We start from the raw sequence: 20,584 nt of genomic DNA, 5'->3' as shown, positions 1-20,584 counted from the left end.
GGCAGGGAGAACTCACATGGCATCCACCATTCGCGTGCGCGCTTCTTCGAACGGCGATATCACCGAGGTGCAGGCACTGATCCAGCACCCGATGGATTCCGGGTTCGTCAAGAACGCCAAGGGCGAGACCATTCCGCCGCACTTCATCCAGCAGCTCACCTTCGAGCATGACGGCAAGAACGTGTTCGCCGCCGATTGGGGCGGTGGTATCTCCAAGGACCCCTATGTGAAGTTCGCGTTCAAGGGAGCCAAGAAGGGCGACGAGCTGAAGATCAGTTGGGTCGATAACAAGGGCGCGACCGACACCACTACGGCGAAGATCCAATGAAGCTGCGATCCGCGATCTTTCTGGCATCCGCCACGATTGCGCTGGCCGCGCTGACGCTGGCGGGCGCGCCGCTGTTGGCAGCTGACGACAAGATCGATCCTGTCGCCGACGCCAAGGCGTTCCAGAAGTTCTTCAGAGACAAATTTCCCAAGGTAAAGTTCGAGGACTTCGTCAACGGCCCCTATTCGATGAACGAGGACCTTTATCGGCAGTGGCAGGAGAAGGAACAGTTCCCGCCCTACGAGTTCTCGCTCGAAATGGGCAAGGAGATGTTCTCCAAGCCGTTCAAGAACGGCAAGACCTATGCGGACTGCTTCCCGAACGGCGGCATCGGCATCCGCCAGAACTACCCTTACTTCGACGAGAAGGAAGGCAAGGTCATCACGCTTGAATTGGCCTTGAACCGCTGCCGCGAGGCCAATGGCGAACCGCCGTTCTCCTATGTGAAGGACGAAATGGCGGCGCTGACCGCCTACATGGCCTTCACCTCGCGCGGCAAGCCGATGGACATCAAGATCCCGAACGATCCGCGCGCGCTCGCGGCTTACGAAAGCGGCAAGGAATACTTCTACACCCGGCGCGGGCAGCTCAACTTCTCCTGCGCCACCTGCCATGTGCAGAGCCCGGGCGAGCGCATCCGCGCCGAAATCCTGGCGCCCGCGCTTGGCATCGTCAACGCGATGCCGATCTACCGCTCGGAATGGAGCGGCATGGGCACTACCAGCCGGCGCTTCACCACCTGCAACAGCCAGATCCGCGCAGTGCCGCTCAGCCCGCAGGACGACGAATATCGCAACGTCGAATATTACCTGTCCTATGTCAGCAACGGACTGCCGATTTCAGGTCCGGGAGCGCGGCCATGAGGAACTTGATACAGAAATCCGCATTAGTTCTGGCGCTATTTGCCGCGGGTGCTGTGCCCGCGCTCGCCTTGGGCTCCGAGGACGAATTCAAGGCAGCCTACGCCGCGGCTGAAGCCGCCAACAAGGAGGCCGGCAAGCTACGCAACCAATGGACCACCACGGCGAACACGCTGGCGGCGGCGAAGAGGGCGGCGGACGCGGGTGATTTCGATAAGGCCACCGCGTCGGCCAAGGAAGCGGAGGCGCTGGCCAAAGCTTCGATCTTCCAGGCCACCAGCGAGAAGACCCGCTGGAAGGATCTGGAAATACGCTGACACCGTTACGACGCGCGAAGACCCGCATGACCATCCACCGCCGCGATTTTCTGACGCTAGCGGGCGCTGCCACCCTGTCCGGCAGCCTGCCACGGCTGGCGCGCGGCGCCGACAACGCAGGCGTTTACGACCTCGAGCGGTTCGGCAATGCACGCATCCTGCACATCACGGATACGCACGCGCAGCTTCGGCCGGTGTTCTTCCGCGAGCCGAGCGTCAATCTCGGCGTTGGACCGATGCAGGGCAACCCGCCGCATCTGGTCGGACGCGCCTTTCTCGATCGCTTCGGCATCCGCCCGGACAGTGCCGATGCCTATGCTTTCACCTGCATCGAGTTCGAGAAGGCCGCCGGCCGGTTCGGCAAGCTCGGCGGCTTCGCGCATCTGAAGACGTTGACTGATCGCATGCGGAGCGAAGCCGGCTCCGGCCGCTCGCTGCTGCTCGACGGCGGCGATCTCTGGCAGGGCACCGGTCTCGCTAATACCATGCGTGGCGTCGACATGGTGGAGGCCGCCAACCTGCTCGGCATCGAGGCGATGACCGGCCATTGGGAATTCACCTATGGCGAGAAGGCGCTGCGCGCCAACCTCGAACGCTTCAAGGGCGAATTCCTGGCGCAGAACGTCTATCTCACTGAAGAAGCCGCCTTCAATGACGCCAAGGCGTTCGACCCGGCATCGGGGCGCGTGTTCAAGCCATCCGTCATCAAGGAAATCGGTGGCCATCGAGTTGCCGTAATCGGACAGGCGTTCCCCTACGTGCCGATCGCCCATCCGAAGCGCTTTACGCCGGACTGGAAGTTCGGCATCCGCGACGAGGAGCTGCAGAAACTCGTCGATACGCATCGTAACACCGACAAGGTCGACGCCGTCATTCTGCTCTCGCACAACGGCATGGATGTCGATCTCAAGCTCGCCAGCCGCGTCACCGGCATCGACGTCATTCTCGGCGGTCATACCCATGACGCCGTGCCGCAGCCGATTGCCGTCACCAACGCAGGCGGCACCACGCTCGTCACCAATGCCGGCTCGAACGGCAAGTTTCTGGCGGTGCTCGACCTCGACATCGGCAAGGGCAAAATCAAGGATGTGCGCTACCGGCTGCTGCCGGTGTTTTCCGAATTGCTGAAGCCCGATCCGGCGATGCAGGCGCTGATCGACAAGACTCGCGAGCCCTATGCGGCCACGCTCAACGAGAAGATCGCAGCAGCCGACCGACTGCTCTATCGCCGCGGCAATTTCAGCGGCAGCATGGATCAACTGATCTGCGACGCGCTGCTCGGCGAATTGAACGCGGAGATCGCGCTGTCGCCGGGTTTTCGCTGGGGTACCACGGCGCTGGCCGGCCAGCCGCTGACGATGGAGGACGTGATGGCGCAGACCGCCGTCACCTATCCGGAGACCTATGTCCAGACCATGACCGGCGGCCAGATCAAGGACGTGCTGGAAGACATCTGCGACAATCTCTTCAACACCGACCCCTATTACCAGCAGGGCGGCGACATGGTCCGCGTCGGCGGGCTCGCCTACACCTGCACGCCGACTGAAACCGTGGGCAAGCGGATTTCCGAACTCAAGCTCGACAACGGCCGCACGCTGGAGGCCGACAAGCATTACAGAGTGGCGGGCTGGGCCTCGGTCAACGAACAGACCGGCGCGCCAGTCTGGGATGTGGTCGCAAGGTATCTGAGGTCGGGCAAACCGCCCAACCGCTCGCCGCCGGGCGTAACGCTGAAAGGCGTTGAAGGCAATCCGGGCATTGCGGGACAGGCATGACGGGCTTTTCGACCATCCTTCGCGCGATGGCCGCGGCGCTTCTGATCGCAACCGCCGCGCCCGAGGCCCGTGCCCAGCAGGCGCCACTGCAGGACAAGCCGTTCGCGGAGCACAAAATCGTGCTGCAGCTCTCCGACAACGATCCGCGCAAGCAGGGCCTCGTGCTCAGCGTCGCCAGCAACCTGATGAAGCATTACGATCCCGACAAGGTGGCGATCGAGGTCGTCGCGTTCGGCCCCGGCATCGACCTGCTGCGCCCGGAAAATCCCAACCGCAAGATGGTCGAGAGCCTGGTCGCGCAAGGCGCGCGTTTCGACGTCTGCCTCAACACCGTCGATACGCTCGAACGCGAGGCCGGCAAACGGCCGGAGTTCATCGCCGCGGCCACGCCGGTGCAGGTCGGCGTCGCACAAATTCTGTTTCTGACGGAGAACGGGTACACGCTGGTACGGCCGTGACCGCCTGCGAGCGAGCCGTAATTTCATCGCGCCCTCAGGCGTGGTAAAGTGGATGGAATTGCAGGAGCGGGCTGGAGCTACGTCCGGCCCTGATCGAACCTGAGTTAACGCGGACGTGTAGCCATGATCTTTCGTCAACTCTTCGACAGCGTGTCCGGCACCTACAGTTATCTGCTGGCGAGCCGCGCCGGCGGCGAGGCGTTGATCCTCGACCCCGTGCTGGAAAAGGCCGATCGCTACTGCCAGCTTCTGCGCGAGCTCGATCTGCGGCTGGTGAAGGCGGTCGACACCCATCTGCACGCCGACCACGTCACCGGCCTCGGCGAATTGCGCGACCGCACCCAGTGCATCACCATCATGGGCGAGCAGAGCAAGGCCGACGTGGTGTCGATGCGGGTGTCCGAGGGCGATAAGGTGACGATCGAGGGGTTGTGCCTGGATGTCATGTACACGCCCGGCCACACCGACGATTCTTACAGCTATTTGATGGGCGACCGCGTCTTCACTGGCGACACGCTATTGATCCGCGGCACCGGCCGCACCGACTTCCAGAACGGCTCTTCCCGGGCGCAATATGAATCGATCTTCAACCGGCTTCTGAAACTGCCGGACGAGACGCTGGTATTCCCCGCCCATGACTACAAGGGCGACACGGTTTCCACCATCGGCGAGGAGCGCCGCTATAATCCACGGCTGCAGGTACGCAGCGTCGACGAATATATCGAGCTGATGGCGAACCTGAAGCTGCCCAACCCCAAGATGATGGACGTCGCGGTGCCCGCCAACATGCATGTCGGCCTGCACCAGGAGGAGCTTGCCAAGCAGGGACTCGCGCTCTGTGCGCGCGACGCGATTGCGAGCCTTGGCCGGCCCGATATCCTGCTGGTGGATTTGCGCGAGACCAGCGAGCGCGCCAAGCATGGCACCATCTCGGGCGCGCTGCATGCGCCCTACCCCGGCATCGCCGAGAGCCTCAAGCCCGGCGGCATGCTGCGCGAAGTCGCCGCCGCCACCGGCCGCCGGGTCGTGTTCTTCTGCGCGTTCGGCGAACGCTCGGCGATGGCGGTGGCCGCGGCAAAGAACGCGGGGCTGGCCAACACCGCCCATATCGAAGGCGGGCTGGACGCGTGGAAGAAGATAGGTGGGCCGGTGGTGCACGAGTAGTCTTTATGGTGTCGTCGTCCCTGCGAACGCACTAGGGCATCTACACGCTTGCCGGGCCATATACGAGGAGTTGGAAGCGAGCCATTCCCATGTGGAAGGTGATTGGTCCAGGTGGGCGATGAGAGGCGTAACCGGTCCATCCGCCGAGCTTTGCGATGATCCATGCCGCCCAGGCGACAGTGTTGGGGCGATGGTGGTTCTTCTGGAGCTCGGTGCGGCCTTTCAGGGTTTTGTTGATGGCCTTGAGCGCTTCGATCTCGTCCGGCGTGAACACAAATTCGACCTGCAATTGTTCGCCGCCATTGCGGGCTTGAACGAGCTGGATGACGATACATGCTACTCTGGTGGCGATCGCCACGAGTTTGATCAGGCCTTCAGCGCTGTCGAGCTGACTATCCTCGATGCGCAGACCCTGGCTCTTCAGCGAGCGAAAGAGCTGTTCGATGATCCAGCGCTGCTTGTACCAGGAGACGATCCGCCAGGCATCGGCGGCGGTGACGACCGGATGAGTGGTCAGGAGCAACCAATGAATGGGCTTGGCGCTCTTCGGGGGGTGCAACTCGACGACCTCCACGAAGCTGACTTTGACGCCCTGTGGCAGGTCTTTCACGCCGGGGCGCTGCGGTCGTTTGAGCACAACGGTTCCGAGGCGCATGGAGAGGTGGGCCTGGCGACCGTGGCGATCCATTCGCTTTGGTAGATCGATCACCGCCTTGTCGCAGAAGCGGGCCCGCTCGACTGCCTGATAAAGCGTGCCGCCATCGACCAGCGCATGGTCGTGCATGGCGCGCGACAGGAGGTGGACATTGTCAGCGGGTGTCAGCGACCAGTGAGCAAAGAAATCCCCCTCGCGGTCGTTGACGACGGTGATCATACGAGCAGCGACCAGAACCTCGCAGCCTTGCTTAGCCGTCGTCACCCAGCGCGCCGATTCCTTGTCGGCCAAGGCGCGCTTCTCGTGAGCGATCCTGGCCTTGCGCTTGCGCGTCCACACCTCACCGCCGGTGAGCCCGAGACAGACCCCGCTATCGGCATCGACCGCCATCATGGCATGCAGCAGCACGCCGCGAGCATTGCCTTTGCCGACCTTGCCCAAGTCGCGCCGATGTCCCGGACGAGTGTGGAAGTTGATCTCGCTGGTGTCCTGGATCGACAGCACATGACGCCCGCTGACCGCCATCGACGTCTGCAGGCTCCAGCCTTCAATCAGCTTGTCGATCGTGACTTGCGGATTGTTCACAAACCGCCAGAACGCCATGTTCGCGGCCCAGTTGCCCTGCGCCATCTGGCGCAAACAGACACTGCGCGTGCAAAGCATAGCCCGGAGAAGCGCCGCCCCCTTTTATCGAGGCGAACGTCTCCAAACTTACCCAGGGACAAATCCGGTTCCTGCTGCATCTCTGGCGCTCCTTCGAATCAAAGCGCCAGAGAGAGAATCATACAAAACGCTGCGGCGAACGCACATCATGCCGCCCCGAGTCAATCTGTCGCGTCCCCAAGACGTGTAGATGCCCTAGTGCGAACGCAGGGACAACGGGATAGAGGCGAGAACCTCTCAACGTGTCGCCCCTGCGAACGCAGGGGCCCATACACCGCGGCCCGCGCAAAGGGCACAAGGGGCGACGGCTGCGCTTCAACAATGTAGGCTGGTGGTTATGGGTCCCTGCGTTCGCAGGGACGACGGCCCCAGTTTTACCCGGACATCACCGCCCCACCCGCTTCAACTCCGCCGTCAGCGCATCCAGCGCATCGGCCAACATGACGCCGCCGCATTCGGTCAGCCGCTCCGGAATCACGATGCGCCGCTCCGGCGGGTAGAAGCGCTCCAGCGCCGGATGGACCAGAAACGCCTGGCCGTCGTCTCGCGCATAATCGCCGGCGTTCGAAACCACGACGAAGTCGGGCCTCAGGGAAACGATCGCCTCCAGCGAGGCAAATCCGCCGAAGGTAAAGCCGAGATCGCCGGCGGCGCTGCGCAGCCCGACTTCGCTCAGCAGCGAACCGAGAAAGCTGTCGCTGCCCGCCACCCAGCCGCGCCGCGACAGCGGCAGCACGCGATAATGCCGCTCGGCGGCGGCACGGCGGGCGCGCGCCAGCGCGGCGTCGAGCCGCGCGATTTCGGCGGCCGCGCGATCGGGGTGCCCGGTCATGTCACCGACCTCGCGGATCTGCGCGCGGGCTTCTTCGAGGTTTCGCGGCACGGCGAGCTCGGCAAGATGAAGGCCCTTCGCCTTCAACAGCTCCCGCGTTGAGCGCTTGTCAAACGCACTGGCGATGACCATGTCCGGCTTGAGCAGCAGCACGTCCTCGGCCGCGCCTGACAGTACCGGATAGCGGCTGATGTCGCCCGCCTGCGATTGCCAGCCGTCGCGCGCGAAGCGGCTGAGGCCCAAAATCTGCTCGGGGTCGGCCAGTGTCAGCAGCAAACTGATCGCTGCACACATTCATCGACACCATACGCGGAGGGCCGGCCGCGAATACTGCGCCGCCTGACATGGCCAACGCGGCGATCGCGACAAGAAAGCCGAACCGTCGCATCAGATATCCGCCCAGGGCACGATGACCGCCTCGTGCTGATATTCCGCGCGATAGGCGCTGATCCGAAACACGTCCGCCATCACCCGCTCCGATAGCCCCTCGCCTGGCGTGCCCCACGACACTAGATTGCCTTCCTTCAGCACCAGCACATGGTCGGCAAATCGGGCTGCAAGCCCGAGATCGTGCGTCACGACGATGACCAGCACGCCCTTGTCCGCGGTCGCGCGCAAATTCTTCATGACGTCGATCTGGTGCCGCGGATCGAGCGAGGCGGTCGGCTCGTCGGCCAGGATGATCGGCGCCTCCACCGCCAGCGCACGCGCCAGCGCGACGCGGCTGCGCTCGCCGCCGGACAGCTCGGTGACGCGGCGATCGCTGAACTCCATCACGTCGACCGCCTGCATCGCGCGCAGCACGGCCTCGGCGTCCTTTGGCGACAGCCGCGCCGGATCGGTTGCGCCATGCGGGTAGCGGCCGAGCGCCACGATATCGCGCGCCGGCAGCGGCCAATGCACGAGATGCCCCTGCGGCAGATAACCGAAGCGTTTGGCGCGCTCGCGGAGCGGCAGCGAGGCCAGCGCATCGCCGCCGACCGCGATCTCGCCTTCGGAGGGGATTAGGCCGGCCAGCGCTCGCAACAACGTCGTCTTGCCGGCGCCGTTCGGGCCGACCAGCGCCACCAGGTGTCCGGCCGACAGCGCCAGCGAAACGTCCTTCAGCACGACGCGGCCGGCAAGCCGCACGCCGATCCCCGTTGCGGTCAGTAGCGCCGCCTCGCTCATGCGACGCCTCCACCGAGCGCGCGGCGTTCGCGCATGATCAGATAGAGGAAGAACGGTACGCCGATGATCGAGGTCAGCACGCCGACCTTGATGTCCGACGTCGAGGGAATGATGCGCACCGCGATGTCCGCCGCCAGCAGCAGCGCCGAGCCGGCGAGTGCGCTCGGGACCAGCAGACGCCCGGGGTCATGGCCGATCAGGGGCCGCATCAGATGCGGCGCAACCAGGCCGATGAAACCGATGGTGCCGGTGACGGCGACCGCGCCGCCGACGCCGAGCGCGACGCCCGAAATCACGAACAGCCGCAGACGCCCCACATCGACGCCAAGGCTCTGCGCGGTTTCCTCGCCCAGGCTCAGCGCCCGAAAGGCATGGCGCTGGCTGAACAGCATCAGGGCGCCGGCAATGATGAAGGGAAATGCCAGCATTACATGCTGAAAGCTACGATCCTCCAGCGAGCCGAGCAGCCAGAATGCGATCTCCAGCACCAAGAAGGGATTGCTGGAGAGGTTCATCACCAGCGCGGTGGCAGCGCCTGCAAAGCTCGAAATCGCCAGTCCCGACAGAATGAGGATCAGCAGCCCGGCGTTGCGGCCGGCAATCGAGAGCAGCACGAACACCGACGCGAATGCTGCGACGATCGCCGCGACCGGGAGCGCATAGGAGCGCACGTCGGCGAGCCCGAGCGCAATCACCAGCACGGCGCCGAACGCGGCCGATTGCGGCGCGCCGAACAGCGAGGGCGAGGCCAGCGGATTGCGGAGCAAGCCCTGCAGCGACGCGCCCGACAGCCCGAGAATGGCGCCGATCGCCAGCGCCAGCAGCGTCCGCGGCAGGCGGATTTCCCGCACGATCACCTGCGCCACCTCGCTGCCGCCGCCGAACAGCGCTTCCGCCACCGCAAGCGGCGACAGCCGCACCGGACCGATACCGAGCGAGATCAGCATCAAGAGCACCACGAGGGCAGCAAGCGCTGCCGTCGTGCCGATCCGCCGGCGCGCGGCTTCCTCATTGGTCACGGTTACGGCCTCAACACTCATCGATCGTCCTAAAGCAGGTTTACCCGCCCCGGTACAGGTGGCGGGCAGGCGTGCTCATGCGGCAAAAATAGCGCACTCGTCCAGTGAGGATCGCCGGACGCCCCGGGGCGCATTGACTCGGACTTTGACAAACTTCTACCATAGTTCCCGACGGTTCCCGTTTTGGGGATCAAAAGGGAATGCGGTGCGGGGAAATCCCCCAATTCCGCGGCTGCCCCCGCAACTGTAAGCGGCGAATCCTTCGTCATAAGCCACTGGGCATCTCGGTCCTGGGAAGGCGACGATGGGGTAACGACCCGCGAGCCAGGAGACCTGCCGTCAGCCGTGGTCACACGCGAAGATGTCGGTCGGGGAGTACAGACATTAGCTTCACCTGAGTTGCTGAAAGCACATGGTGAGACTTGGTTCGCTGTGACGTGCCACTGACGTCATACCGAGGTCCAAGTCATGTCTTTCACCAACACAGCCACGCGGCGCCGCCGCTTTTGGCTCACCAGCAGCTTCCTGATACCCATCTCGCTTGGCATTTCCGGCGCACAGGCGCAGCAAACGGCGCCCGAGCAACTGCCACCGATCGAGGTAACCTCGCCCACTGACGCGAACCGGACCCGCGCCAAACCGACCTACGATGAAAGATCGACCTCGCGCCGCATCGTGCCCGCGGCTGCGCCGTTGACCGGCACGCGACCTGCGGCGGGGACCGGCTCGAACGTCGCATCGCAAAGCGCCCCGCAAGGCGCGGGCGCAGGCGGCGGACGGCAGTTCTCCGGCATCGTCGGCACGGCGTCGACCGTTATTACCGCCGAAGAGATCGCGCATTCGCCCGCACAAACGTTGCAGGAAATCATCGCGCAAACGCCGGGCGTGCAACTGACTAGCCTGTTTGGCGGCGTCAACGGCGCCAAGACCAGCGTCGACCTCCGCGGTTTCGGCGCTTTCGCGACCTCAAATACCCTGGTGCTCATCAACGGCCGAAGGCTCAACGACATCGACATGGCCGGCGTCGATTTTTCGACCATTCCGCGCGATTCGATCGAGCGGATTGAAATCACCCGCGGCAACAGTGGCGCGGTACTGTATGGCGACAACGCGGTCGGCGGTGTCATCAATATCGTCCTGAAGAACGGCGTCGGCGGCCCACCAGTCGCCATTCGAAGCGAGGCCGGCGTCGGCTCGTTCAATCAACGACTTGCGAATCTCTCGGCCACGACCAATTACGGACCGTGGTCGACATCGTTCTATGGCAACGCAATCAAGTCCGACGGCTATCGGGAAAACAATGCGCTCGACCAGCGCAACGGGGTCGGCAATCTCAATTACTCCACGCCCGACCTCAAGGCCTTTCTCACGGTGACCGGTGACGACCAAAAGCTCGGATTCCCCGGCGGCCGCTTCGTCGATCCCTCGATCGGTCTCAACGAACTGGTCACGAACCGCCGGGGCGCCGCCACGCCGTTCGATTACGGCAATCAGCAGGGCGCCAGCGCCACCGCCGGTTTCACAAAAACGCTGTGGAACGGCGCCGAACTCATCGTCGACGGCGGCGTGCGGAAGAAGGATACGCAAAGCGGTTTCTTCGGTGCGGTACCGTTTGCTTCGCCGCTGCCGAGCTTCTCCTCGACCTATAACGATGCGGCACTGCAGACCTGGTCGATCACGCCGCGACTGAGTGTCAAGAACTCGATACTCGGGATGCCCTCACAGATCCTGACCGGCATCGATTATTACGATGCGACGTTCAACCAGGAACGCGGGGCGTTCAAAGGCCTTCCGCCCACCCACATCTACGATCTGTCGCAACAGTCGGTGGCGGGCTATTGGCAGCAGACCGTCGGTCTGCTGCCGACGACGGATTTCTCCTACGGCGCCAGGATTCAAAATACCAGCCTGAGTGCCCGGGATCGGTACGACCCCAACGCGCCCGGTTGCGCCATGTTCTTTAACTGCAGCGCTCAGGCCTTCCCGTTGGACAGCAACGAAACGCAATATGCGCTGCATGCTGGCCTCGAGCATCGCTTCAATGGCGTATTCTCGGTGTTCGGCCGCGCCGCACGCGCGTTCCGCACCCCGACCGTGGACGAGCGCGTCGCCTCGGGTCCGGCATTCGACCCCTTCTTCACCCCGCTGCCCGGCGACTTCAATCTGAAGACCCAGACCTCGCACGACATCGAGGGCGGCTTCCGCATCAAGAGCGGTGCCTTCCAGATGCAATCGAGCATCTACAACATGGACCTCGAGAACGAGATCCATTTCAATCCCGTGCTGTTCCACAACTTGAACCTCGATCCCACCCGCCGCTACGGCTCCGAGACCAGCGCTTCGCTGCGCGTCAGCGACAGCGTGCTGCTGCGGGGTGGCGTCGCCTATACGCGCGCTGTCTTCCGCGAGGGTGCGTTTGCGGGGAACGACGTGCCGCTGGTGTCGCGCTACACCGCGAGCGGCGGCGTGACCTGGAACATCTGGCAGAACTATCTGGTGTTCGACGCCACGGTGCGCGCCTGGAGCGAACGCTTCATGGACAACGACCAGGCCAACACCCAGCGCCGCATTCCGGCAGACGCCACCGTCGATTTGAAACTGAGCGGCGCCTACGATCGTTTCTTCTGGTCGGTGGGCGTGAACAACCTGTTCAACGCGCTCTATTACGACTACGCCATTGCGAGCTCGTTCACGCCCGGCCGTTTCTCGGCCTATCCGCTGCCCGGCCGCACCTTCATGGTGAAGGCTGGCGCGACGTTCTGACCGATACAGCCGGTTCGGCTTATGTCGAACTCGACATAAGCCGAACTATGTCGAGCACGAAGTTATGTTGCGACGGCCATCCGGCCCCTGACCGTTAAGGGTCAAAGGGGCAGGTCGCTTTACATAACTAATTGCCTGCTGCCGCTGTCCCCGTGAGAATATTCGCGTGGAGCTTTCGCGGACAGCGCCTCCGGCCAAGCATGCAAACGTCCAGCCGATTGCCGCCGCGCCCGAGCTTTCTTCCGTCGCTCCGCTGAAGGCGCAGCGACGCCAAACGAGAATTGGACTGGCCGAGAATCCATGAATTGGCACTTCTACCAGTCTTGTAATTTCTTACGATACTAGGATGGCAATGTTCGCCAACACGGTCATGCAAGCCACGGTCCTTAGTCTGGAACATGGGAGGCCGAAATGCCTCGAACAAAAACTCTTGCCCCCAAGCTGGAGCTTCCTTCCGCCGTCCCGCTGATGGCGCTTTCGACCGGTTTCTGGGCCTTCAAGACTCTGGCCGCTGCGCACGAGTTGGACCTCTTCAGCCGCCTTGCGGGCGGCGCCAGCATCACGGTTGCCGGGCTGGCGGAAGCCCTCGGTCTGCATCCACGTCCGGCCGAGATGCTGTTGACCGGCTGCGCTGCACTCGGGCTTTTGGAGAAAACGGACGGCCGTTATCGCAATACGCCGTTAAGCGAAGCCTATCTCGTGCGCGGGAAACCGTATTACTTCGGTGGCTTCGTGCAGATGGCTGACAAGCGGCTCTACGCGGGCTGGGGGAGGCTTACAGAGGCGCTGCGCACGAACCGGCCAACCACGTGGGACCCGGCAGTGCAATCCTCGATGTTCGACGGCGAGGATCCGACGATGCTGGCACTCTTCTGGGAGGCGATGCATTCGCTCTCCACGATGACCGCGCGCAAGCTCGGCGAAGCCGTGGATCTCAGTCATTTCCGCCGCCTTCTGGACATCGGCGGTGGATCCGGCGCGTACGACATCGAGCTTTGCAAACAGTATGGGGCGCTGCGTGCGACCGTGTTTGACTTGCCGCATGTGGCCGCGATCGCCGCGGGAAAGATTACCGAGGCCGGCTTGACCGACCGCATCGAGACCGCCGGCGGCAACTTCTTCGAACAGCTTCCCGGGGATCACGACGTGCATCTCCTGTCGATGATCCTGCACGATTGGGACGAGGCGAAGAACCGCGCCCTGCTGCGCCGGTCCTTCGAGGCTTTGCCGAGCGGCGGCGCAGTCGTCATCAGCGAGCTTCTCGTCAATAACGAAAAGACCGGGCCGGCGCCGGCTGCGCTGATGAGCCTCAACATGCTGATCGAGACGGAAGGGCGGAACTACACGCCGGCCGAATATTCGGCGTGGCTCGAGGAAGCCGGATTCCGGGACATCGAGACGGTCTGGTTCGACGCACCCGCCGCAAACGGCGCCGTGATCGGCCGTAAGCCGTAACTCAAGGGAGGCCTCATGCGGCGATGACGCGAACGCAGGTTGCCATCATCGGCGGCGGTCCCGCCGGTCTACTACTCTCCCACATGCTCGCCCGCAACGGCGTCGACAGCATCGTGCTGGAGCGGCAGAGCCGCGGCCATGTGCTCGAGCGCATCCGCGCCGGGGTGCTGGAAGCGGGAACGATCGAACTCTTGCGCGAGGTCGGCCTCGGCGCGCGCATGGATCGGGAGGGACGTGTCCATGACGGCTCGGGCATCGCGTGGGAAGGCAAGCTGCACTTCCTCATCGACACCCGCAAGTTCACCGGCCGACCGATGATGTCCTATGGCCAGACCGCGATCACCGAGGATCTCTATGCCGCGCGCGACGCCGCTGGCGGCGTCGTGATCGATGACGCGGCAAACGTAGCGCTGCACGAGCTGACGTCGGACCGCCCGCACGTGACCTACGAAAAGGGCGGGCAGACCCGCCGGATCGATTGCGACTATGTCGCTGGCTGCGACGGCCACCATGGCGTGAGCCGGCAATCGATCCCGGCGTCGGTGCTGCGCACGTTCGAGCGCGGCTATCCGTTCGGCTGGCTCGGCATCATGTCGGAGACGCCGCCCTATCCGGAGATCTGCTATTGCTATCATTCGCGCGGCTTCGCGCTCGCCTCGCAGCGCAGCCCGATGCTGAGCCGCTACTACATCCAGTGCGATCTCGACGCCCGCATCGAGGACTGGCCGGACGACCGCTTCTGGGAGGAATTGAAGGCGCGCTGCCCGAAGGACATGGCCGACAGCATCGTGACCGGTCCCTCGATCGAGAAATCGATCGCGCCGCTACGGAGCTTTGTCGCCGAGCCGATGCGCTATGGTCGCCTGTTTCTGGCGGGCGACGCAGCGCACATTGTCCCTCCCACAGGAGCGAAAGGTCTCAACCTCGCGGTCTCCGACGTGTTCTACCTCTCGCGCGCGTTGACCGAGGCCTTGAAGGCCGGCCGCACCCACTATCTCGACGGCTATTCCGATATGGCGCTGCGCCGGGTGTGGAGCGCCGAGCGCATGTCGTGGTGGCTGACCACGTTGATCCACCAGTTCCCTAATGAAGCGCCGTTCGACCGGCGCATGCGCGAGAACCAGTTCGATTACCTTCTTGCGTCGGAGCGTGCGCAGGCATCGCTCGCCGAGCAGTATGTCGGCCTGCCATTTGAGAGCTGATGCCGCGAGCGCTACGCTTCGCTGCCGCAATCGCTCGCAGCGCCTTATCGGCAGCGGGGCCCGCACGAACTCTGGAATCGAAGGACACTGGCAACTCGTTGATTCCAGTGTGGCTTGGTTCAGAAGTCTGTGGCTTGGTTCAGAAGTCTGTGGCTTGGTTCAGAAGTCCGTATGTCCAACTCGCCGCGAGAATGGTGCGGACTTCTGAACCGCCACACTAGTGATGCACACGAAGCCTGTTGACCACATGCAGAAGAACAGCCGTCTTATGCGACTGCCGGCCGCATCTAGGAGTCTGGTGACCGGACTGATCGCCGCAGCCTCGACCGCCTTGATCCTCTCCAGCACCTGGGCACCTGCGCAGGAGGTGAAGGTCGGCGTTCAGTTGCCTTATACCGGCGTGGGCGCGGAGAACGCGCAGCAAATCGATCGAGGTCTTGATCTCTACCTCAAGCTCACCCCCCGACAAGGTCAAGCCATACACGATCAAGCTGATCAGACGCGACGCCAAAGATCTCGCCGGCGCCAATGCGCGTGTCGCGGTGCAGGAGCTGCTGACCCAGGACAATGTCGATATCCTCACCGGCTGGTACGATTCGCCGAGCGCGATCGCCAGCGCGCCGCTGGTCAACGCAGGAAAGAAGCTCGCGGCGATCCTGAACGCAGGCGCAGCGCACATCCCGAACCTTTCGCCCTGTTATGTCCGCGTGTCGTTCAGCAATTGGCACGCTGGATTCTCCATGGGCGAGGCCGCCGCTAAGACACTGCAGGCGAAGACCGCGGTGGTCGGCTATAAATCAGCCAGGACAGCAGGTTGCAAAGGATGGGAGAGGCAGCGGCCGGTCTTGTCACCGCCTACCACTACAATGCCGATCTCGACCACGCGGAGAACCAGCGCTTCGTCGCGGCATGGAAGAAGGAATACGGTGCCGACGCAGTTCCGGACTTCTTCGCCGTCGGCGGCTACGACGGCATGGCGGCAATCGTGCACGCGATCCATGCAACGAACGGCAAAAGCGACCCAAGCGAGGCGCTTGCGGCGCTCAAGGGCTGGACGCATGACAGCCCACGCGGGCCGATCGAAATCGATCCGGTTACGCGTGACGTGGTGATGAACGAGTATCTCTCGGAGGTGATCATGCAGAACGGTCGTCTGCATCAGAAGGTGATCAGGACCATCGAGCGCGTCAAGGATCCGTGCAAGGAGCTGAAGATCGATCCGTGCCGCCCCCGCCCCCATTGAGCACGTTGCGCAGCGATGACTGCGTTGGGTATCGGTCCGTTTCAGCCGTAACCGATTGTCCGAATCCCGAAATCACCCCGTTACCGAGGCCGGCTTGACCGACCGCATCGAGACCGCCGGCGGCAACTTCTTCGAACAGCTTCCCGGGGATCACGACGTGCATCTCCTGTCGATGATCCTGCACGATTGGGACGAGGCGAAGAACCGCGCCCTGCTGCGGGTCCTTCGAGGCTTTGCCGAGCGGCGCAGTCGTCATCAGCGAGCTTCTCGTCAATGACGAAAAGACCGGGCCGGCGCCGGCTGCGCTGATGAGCCTCAACATGCTGATCGAGACGGAAGGGCGGAACTACACGCCGGCCGAATACTCGGCGTGGCTCGAGGAAGCCGGATTCTGGGACATCGAGACGGTCTGGTTCGACGCACCCGCCGCGAACGGCGCCGTGATCGGCCGCAAGCCGTAAGGCTCAGCTTCATCGAGCCGCCCATCGAAGACCGGCTCAACCTGCCGTGTTCCCGCAACCTTTCATATCAAGGCAGATTCTGTCAGAAACTGCGCCATTTTCGACCGAAAATAACATCCTCTGCGCGCCGATCCGTGGTAAATGGGCCACAGACCGCTCGACGATATCAGTCGTGATTTCAGAGGTATGACATGAATGATGAGCCGAAGAGCGCCGCCGAGCTGAAAGAAATGAGGCTCAACCGCAAGCGCGCCCAGGAAGTCGACGGCATCAAGGCGATGGCCGAGATCGCGGCTGCCGATATTGCGATCCGCCAGCGAACCGAGAAGCTGCGCGCGCTGCGCCTGGCAAAGGAAGCGGCCGACCGTGCAAATCCGCCGGAATCGAAGGTCAAGGGCAAGACCAAAGCCAGGATTGCGAAAAGAGGCTGACTTGAAATGACGAAAGAGGATCGCGATCGCGCCCAGGCGCGCTTCGACAAGGCGGCCAAGGCCGTTCAGGACGCCAAGTCCGGCAAAGCCGAACGCGACGCAGCGGCGAAAGCCGTGCTCGACAATATGGCGAAGCTGAAGGCGTTGCGGCTTGCGCGCGAAGCAGCCGAGCCGCAACGTGCGCCCGCCGCAAAGGCCGCAAAGAAGGCGCGCAGCAGCACAAAGCGGGCCGACGAGAAGCCGGTGGCCCTGTCCGAGTGGCTGGCGAGCCAACAGAACGGCGGACGGCGAACCTGAGATCGGCCGATCGAACTCGAAGATTCGGCGTTACGCCGGCCCCGGCCAATCGATCATCGATCGCGTCTTGTTCTCGGCATCGTAAACCTGCACCTGAAGCATCTGGAAGCGGTTCTTCAACGCCATGCCCGCTTCCTCAGCCGCCTCCACCGTATCGTGATGCGACTTGAAGTGGCCATCCACGACCAGCGAATAACCGGCGGTCGGAGCCTTGTCGGCGCGGAGGATCTTGCGCGCTGTTGCGGTTCATCGAGCGCAATGCGGGGCTTCTTCATACTGGCTCCATGTGATGCCCTTCGAGCTGAAGCCGCAAAAAGGGCGGGAAGAAACGTTTGACCGGCGCTAGGATATCTTCCGGGCGCGATTAGATTGAGGTCATGCCGTTACCCTGAGTCGGCATGCAGCGCAAACGCCGATTGATCCGGCGAGAATCATCACTTTGGTGAAATCATATGGGCGGAACAGGCAGGAAGAACAGCGAGCCTCCGAAACAAGGCGATGCCAAGCCGAAGAAGCCACCGCGCCCGCCGGTTGAGGAGGAGGAGGACTACGAGGACGGCGACATCGCTACGCCGAAGCGGGACCGTTATGGCCCCGACGATGAGCCGTTGTAGCCTCATAAAAGTTGTCATCGCCCGCCAACGGGTCGCGCGAAGGCGCGCCCGATGACAGGCTCCGGGCGGGCGATCCAGTACGCCACGGCCTTTCTGCAGAACATCAGCGCTGCGGAGTACCGGATCGCCCGGTCAAGCCGGGCGATGACGAGCTGTGTTGGTAGAAGCCTTCGCTTTCAATCACCCGAATACTCGCTGCATCGAGCAGATGCGCGCCAAAGCCGCCGCGTGCTAGTTTGACCGCCAGCTTCGGCGAAACCAGCAGCGCGGCTGCCGTCAGCGCCAGCGGCACGGCGCTGATCCAGTCCGACTGCACCGGTGTGAGTTCTTCGCTGCTGCTGGCATAAGGCCCGCGCGCCGCAGCGAGATGCAAGCATTCCCTGAGAATGTCGGGTCGCGTTCCGCCGCGCGCCGCACATCCGAGCAGCGCCTGCATCGCCAGGTGCGTGAGCACGCCCTCGCGGCTTGCAAGCAACGGAGCCGGCGTCTCGCCCAGCGAGATCAGAAGCAAAAGTCCGACGAGGTCGACGCCGGAGCGATAGGCATTCATCGGCTCGACCAGCCGCGGATTGCAATCGATCAGCAATGGCGCGGTATCGACGTCCGGCATGATGTAATCGACCGACAGCGCGCCGTGCCAATCGAGCGCCCGGCCGATCTGCTCGACGTAAGCGCGAACGACCGGCCGGCTCACGCTCTGCTTGATCGCCTCGCCGCCACCAACGCCCGCCGCGATCTGCCGATAGGCATGAAAGCCGAGCATCCGGCCGCGGCAGAATACCGATTGCGCCTTCTCGGTAGTGCCTGCGACGAGGTCTTGCACCAGCACCTCACCGGCGAATGCGTCGCTGTCCTCGAGATCGTGCAGCGCGCGCATCAGATCGTCCGCGCAACGCACGAACCAGATGCCCCGGCTGGCGGTGCCGACAGAAGTCTTCACGACGGCCGGATAGCGAACCGCATCGCGCACCCCTTGCGCGGATTGCACGATGCGCGTCGGCGGCTGCGGCAATCCCAACCGATCGAGCAGCCGGCTGAAGCCGGCCTTGCTATGCGCTTCGCGATAGCTCTCGAAGTTCGGCAGCGCGAGACCGGCGCGGCCTTCGATGCGCTGCGCGACCCGCGCAAACAAAAATCCCTGCTCGTGCGTCGGCAGCAGCACGTCGAATTTTCCGCCGGCCAGTCGCTGCTCGACGAAGGCCAGGTAACCGGCGGGGTCGCCCCGCAGTCCAGGGCAGCGGTGAAATTTGCGGACGAAGCGCGAGAGCCGCGACAGACACCAGGGCGAGGGATCGCAGACCTCGACGTGATGGCCCGAAAGACCGAGAATCGTAATGGCCTCCCGGGCCGAAGTCGAGGAACCTTCGGAGACCAGTACCCGGAGCGGTGTTGCGGGATCAGGCATGCCGGATCATTGCCGCGTAAACCGCCTTTGTCTCCTGATTTAATGGCGGCATTTCGTGCGCCCTGCCCTGCGCCGGGGCAGCCATGCAGCGGCATTCATGGACAAATAACGGCCTGCCTATATTTTCAGCCCCGCCCAGCCGGGCCACAAGTTACACAGGATTTTTGAGCCGACATGGTCGACATTCTGGCCGCACCGCAACAAGCCAAAGCGGACACCTCGCTGCGCACGCTCGCGGCGATTTCGGTCGCCCATTGGGTCAGCCATTTCCATCTGTTTGTGTTGCCGATGCTGTTTCCGTTCCTGAAGGAGCAGTTGGGCGTCGGCTACATTGAGCTCGGCTTCGCGCTCACGGTGTTCGGCGTCGTCTCCGGCCTGACTCAGGCCCCGATCGGCTATCTCGCCGATCACATTGGCGCACGAAAAGTGCTGCTGATCGGCCTCACCGTCGGCGGCCTCGCGCTGGTCATGCTAGGCCTGCACCTGAGCTACGTCTCGCTGATCATCTCGGCCGCGCTGCTCGGCCTTGCCAACAGCGTTTATCACCCCTGCGACTATGCGATCCTGTCGACGCATATGGATGAAGCGCGGATGGGCCGGGCGTTTTCGGTCCATACCTTTGCGGGTTTCCTTGGCGGTGCGGTGGCGCCCACGATCATGCTCATGCTGGTGACAGCCGTCGGCGGGCTCGGCGCGCTGATCGTGGCCGGTGCGGTCGGCCCTGCGGCAGCGCTGCTATTGATCGCGGTCAAGATTCCCGATGCCAGTTCGGCCGATCGCAAGGCCGATGACCCTGCAGCGCCGCAGCAGAGCATCGTGACGCCTGCGATCATCGTACTGACGATCTTCTTCATGCTGCTCGGCCTGTCCAGCGCCGGCATCAGCAATTTCGGCGTGGTTGCGCTGATGAGCGGCTATGGTGTGACTTTCTCGGCCGCCAACGTCGCGCTGACCGCCTATCTCGGCGCCAGCGCAGCCGGCGTGCTCGCCGGCGGCTATCTCGCCGACCGCACCACGCGGCATGGCAATGTCGCGGCTGCGTGCTTTGCCATCAACGCCGTCATCATAACAATCATTGCGACGATCAATTTGCCGTCGGTGGTGCTGACCGCCGCGATGGGGCTGGCCGGATTCCTCGGCGGCGTCATCGCCCCTTCGCGCGACATGCTGGTGCGCAACGCGGCTCCTGCGGGCGCCGCGGGCCGCGCCTTCGGTATCGTCTCCACCGGTTTCAATTTCAGCGGCATACTCTCCCCGTTATTGTTTGGCTGGATCATGGACCAGAGCCTGCCGCATTGGGTGTTCGGCGCCTCTGTCGCCTTCATGGTGCTGACGGTCCTGCTGGCGCTGGTGACGGACCGCAAGCCGGCGGAACTCGCCAGGGCATAACTGCGTCGGCGATGCATTCCTGAGCCTCATCCCCGGCGGTTGACAGCATCTGACCGCATCGGATGATGCGGCAACAACAAAAT

At 63.4% G+C, this 20,584-nt stretch carries 21 protein-coding genes, 1 pseudogene and 1 riboswitch; of the genes and pseudogenes, 17 read left to right on the top strand and 5 right to left on the bottom strand.

The window, feature by feature from the left end:
* The first annotated feature begins 16 nt into the window (after positions 1-16).
* The 6 genes from soxZ (at position 17) to V1278_RS05215 (ending at position 4,902) form a co-directional block, all read left to right on the top strand.
* Entirely contained in the window at positions 17-328 is a 312-nt protein-coding gene (gene soxZ, locus V1278_RS05240) for a thiosulfate oxidation carrier complex protein SoxZ (RefSeq protein WP_057841279.1), read from the top strand.
* Positions 325-1,191, top strand: a complete 867-nt coding sequence (soxA, locus tag V1278_RS05235; protein WP_334379923.1) for a sulfur oxidation c-type cytochrome SoxA — start codon at positions 325-327, stop codon at positions 1,189-1,191. The genes soxZ and soxA overlap by 4 nt, the downstream gene beginning before the upstream one ends.
* Positions 1,188-1,505, top strand: a complete 318-nt coding sequence (locus V1278_RS05230) for a hypothetical protein (protein WP_334379922.1) — start codon at positions 1,188-1,190, stop codon at positions 1,503-1,505. The genes soxA and V1278_RS05230 overlap by 4 nt, the downstream gene beginning before the upstream one ends.
* Positions 1,506-1,531: 26 nt before the next feature.
* Positions 1,532-3,280 (top strand): thiosulfohydrolase SoxB, encoded by a 1,749-nt coding sequence (gene soxB / locus V1278_RS05225; RefSeq protein WP_334379921.1) that lies wholly within the window; start codon positions 1,532-1,534, stop codon positions 3,278-3,280.
* Positions 3,277-3,738 carry a DsrE family protein gene (locus tag V1278_RS05220; RefSeq protein ID WP_442893686.1) on the top strand — a complete coding sequence of 154 codons (462 nt, stop codon included), beginning with the start codon at positions 3,277-3,279 and terminating at the stop codon, positions 3,736-3,738. The genes soxB and V1278_RS05220 overlap by 4 nt, the downstream gene beginning before the upstream one ends.
* 123 nt (positions 3,739-3,861) lie before the next feature.
* Positions 3,862-4,902 (top strand): MBL fold metallo-hydrolase, encoded by a 1,041-nt coding sequence (locus V1278_RS05215; protein WP_334379920.1) that lies wholly within the window; start codon positions 3,862-3,864, stop codon positions 4,900-4,902.
* Between the two features lie 40 nt (positions 4,903-4,942).
* Here V1278_RS05215 and V1278_RS05210 read toward each other — a convergent pair whose 3' ends face one another.
* The 4 genes from V1278_RS05210 to V1278_RS05195 form a co-directional block, all read right to left on the bottom strand.
* Positions 4,943-6,187 (bottom strand): IS4 family transposase, encoded by a 1,245-nt coding sequence (locus V1278_RS05210; RefSeq protein ID WP_334384105.1) that lies wholly within the window; start codon positions 6,185-6,187, stop codon positions 4,943-4,945.
* A 418-nt stretch (positions 6,188-6,605) separates the two neighbouring features.
* On the bottom strand, positions 6,606-7,346 hold the full coding sequence (locus tag V1278_RS05205; protein ID WP_334379919.1) for an ABC transporter substrate-binding protein: 741 nt from the start codon (positions 7,344-7,346) through the stop codon (positions 6,606-6,608).
* 93 nt (positions 7,347-7,439) lie between these two features.
* Positions 7,440-8,222, bottom strand: coding sequence for an ABC transporter ATP-binding protein (locus V1278_RS05200; protein ID WP_334365435.1), 783 nt, complete (start codon positions 8,220-8,222; stop codon positions 7,440-7,442).
* Positions 8,219-9,262, bottom strand: a complete 1,044-nt coding sequence (locus tag V1278_RS05195; protein ID WP_334365436.1) for a FecCD family ABC transporter permease — start codon at positions 9,260-9,262, stop codon at positions 8,219-8,221. The genes V1278_RS05200 and V1278_RS05195 overlap by 4 nt, the downstream gene beginning before the upstream one ends.
* A 134-nt stretch (positions 9,263-9,396) precedes the next feature.
* Positions 9,397-9,596, top strand: a riboswitch (cobalamin riboswitch).
* Between the two features lie 113 nt (positions 9,597-9,709).
* Here V1278_RS05195 and V1278_RS05190 point away from each other — a divergent pair.
* The 10 genes and pseudogenes from V1278_RS05190 (at position 9,710) to V1278_RS05150 (ending at position 17,707) form a co-directional block, all read left to right on the top strand.
* The gene (locus tag V1278_RS05190; RefSeq protein ID WP_334379918.1) at positions 9,710-12,004 is read left to right on the top strand and encodes a TonB-dependent receptor; all 2,295 of its coding nucleotides are present in this window, start codon (positions 9,710-9,712) and stop codon (positions 12,002-12,004) included.
* Positions 12,005-12,415: 411 nt separating this feature from the next.
* Positions 12,416-13,459: a methyltransferase gene (locus V1278_RS05185; protein ID WP_334379917.1), complete on the top strand. Its 1,044-nt coding sequence runs from the start codon at positions 12,416-12,418 to the stop codon at positions 13,457-13,459.
* A 23-nt stretch (positions 13,460-13,482) separates the two neighbouring features.
* Positions 13,483-14,661, top strand: a complete 1,179-nt coding sequence (gene pobA, locus V1278_RS05180; protein WP_334379916.1) for a 4-hydroxybenzoate 3-monooxygenase — start codon at positions 13,483-13,485, stop codon at positions 14,659-14,661.
* 437 nt (positions 14,662-15,098) lie between these two features.
* Positions 15,099-15,443: pseudogene (locus V1278_RS36825) on the top strand (ABC transporter substrate-binding protein); the annotation flags it as partial.
* A gap of 32 nt (positions 15,444-15,475) precedes the next feature.
* A complete protein-coding gene (locus V1278_RS05175) occupies positions 15,476-15,904 on the top strand; it encodes an ABC transporter substrate-binding protein (RefSeq protein ID WP_334379915.1) in 429 nt (142 codons plus the stop codon).
* 94 nt (positions 15,905-15,998) lie between these two features.
* Positions 15,999-16,181 (top strand): methyltransferase, encoded by a 183-nt coding sequence (locus V1278_RS05170; RefSeq protein ID WP_334379914.1) that lies wholly within the window; start codon positions 15,999-16,001, stop codon positions 16,179-16,181.
* The gene (locus V1278_RS05165) at positions 16,138-16,365 is read left to right on the top strand and encodes a methyltransferase (RefSeq protein ID WP_334379913.1); all 228 of its coding nucleotides are present in this window, start codon (positions 16,138-16,140) and stop codon (positions 16,363-16,365) included. Before V1278_RS05170 ends, V1278_RS05165 begins: the two co-directional genes overlap by 44 nt.
* Before the next feature lie 191 nt (positions 16,366-16,556).
* The gene (locus V1278_RS05160; RefSeq protein ID WP_051379883.1) at positions 16,557-16,796 is read left to right on the top strand and encodes a hypothetical protein; all 240 of its coding nucleotides are present in this window, start codon (positions 16,557-16,559) and stop codon (positions 16,794-16,796) included.
* Positions 16,797-16,802: 6 nt separating this feature from the next.
* A complete protein-coding gene (locus tag V1278_RS05155) occupies positions 16,803-17,093 on the top strand; it encodes a hypothetical protein (RefSeq protein WP_334365442.1) in 291 nt (96 codons plus the stop codon).
* A 452-nt stretch (positions 17,094-17,545) separates the two neighbouring features.
* Positions 17,546-17,707 carry a hypothetical protein gene (locus V1278_RS05150; RefSeq protein ID WP_334365443.1) on the top strand — a complete coding sequence of 54 codons (162 nt, stop codon included), beginning with the start codon at positions 17,546-17,548 and terminating at the stop codon, positions 17,705-17,707.
* A gap of 103 nt (positions 17,708-17,810) precedes the next feature.
* On the opposite strand, the gene V1278_RS05145 is transcribed toward V1278_RS05150, so the two are convergent.
* The gene (locus V1278_RS05145; protein ID WP_334379912.1) at positions 17,811-19,112 is read right to left on the bottom strand and encodes a hypothetical protein; all 1,302 of its coding nucleotides are present in this window, start codon (positions 19,110-19,112) and stop codon (positions 17,811-17,813) included.
* 174 nt (positions 19,113-19,286) lie between these two features.
* Between V1278_RS05145 and V1278_RS05140 the strand changes: the two genes are divergently transcribed.
* The gene (locus tag V1278_RS05140) at positions 19,287-20,501 is read left to right on the top strand and encodes an MFS transporter (protein WP_334379911.1); all 1,215 of its coding nucleotides are present in this window, start codon (positions 19,287-19,289) and stop codon (positions 20,499-20,501) included.
* Positions 20,502-20,584: the final 83 nt, after the last annotated feature.

Source organism: Bradyrhizobium sp. AZCC 1577 (assembly GCF_036924575.1).
Taxonomy (GTDB): Bacteria; Pseudomonadota; Alphaproteobacteria; order Rhizobiales; family Xanthobacteraceae; genus Bradyrhizobium.
This window is presented reverse-complemented; position numbering and strand designations above follow the sequence as displayed.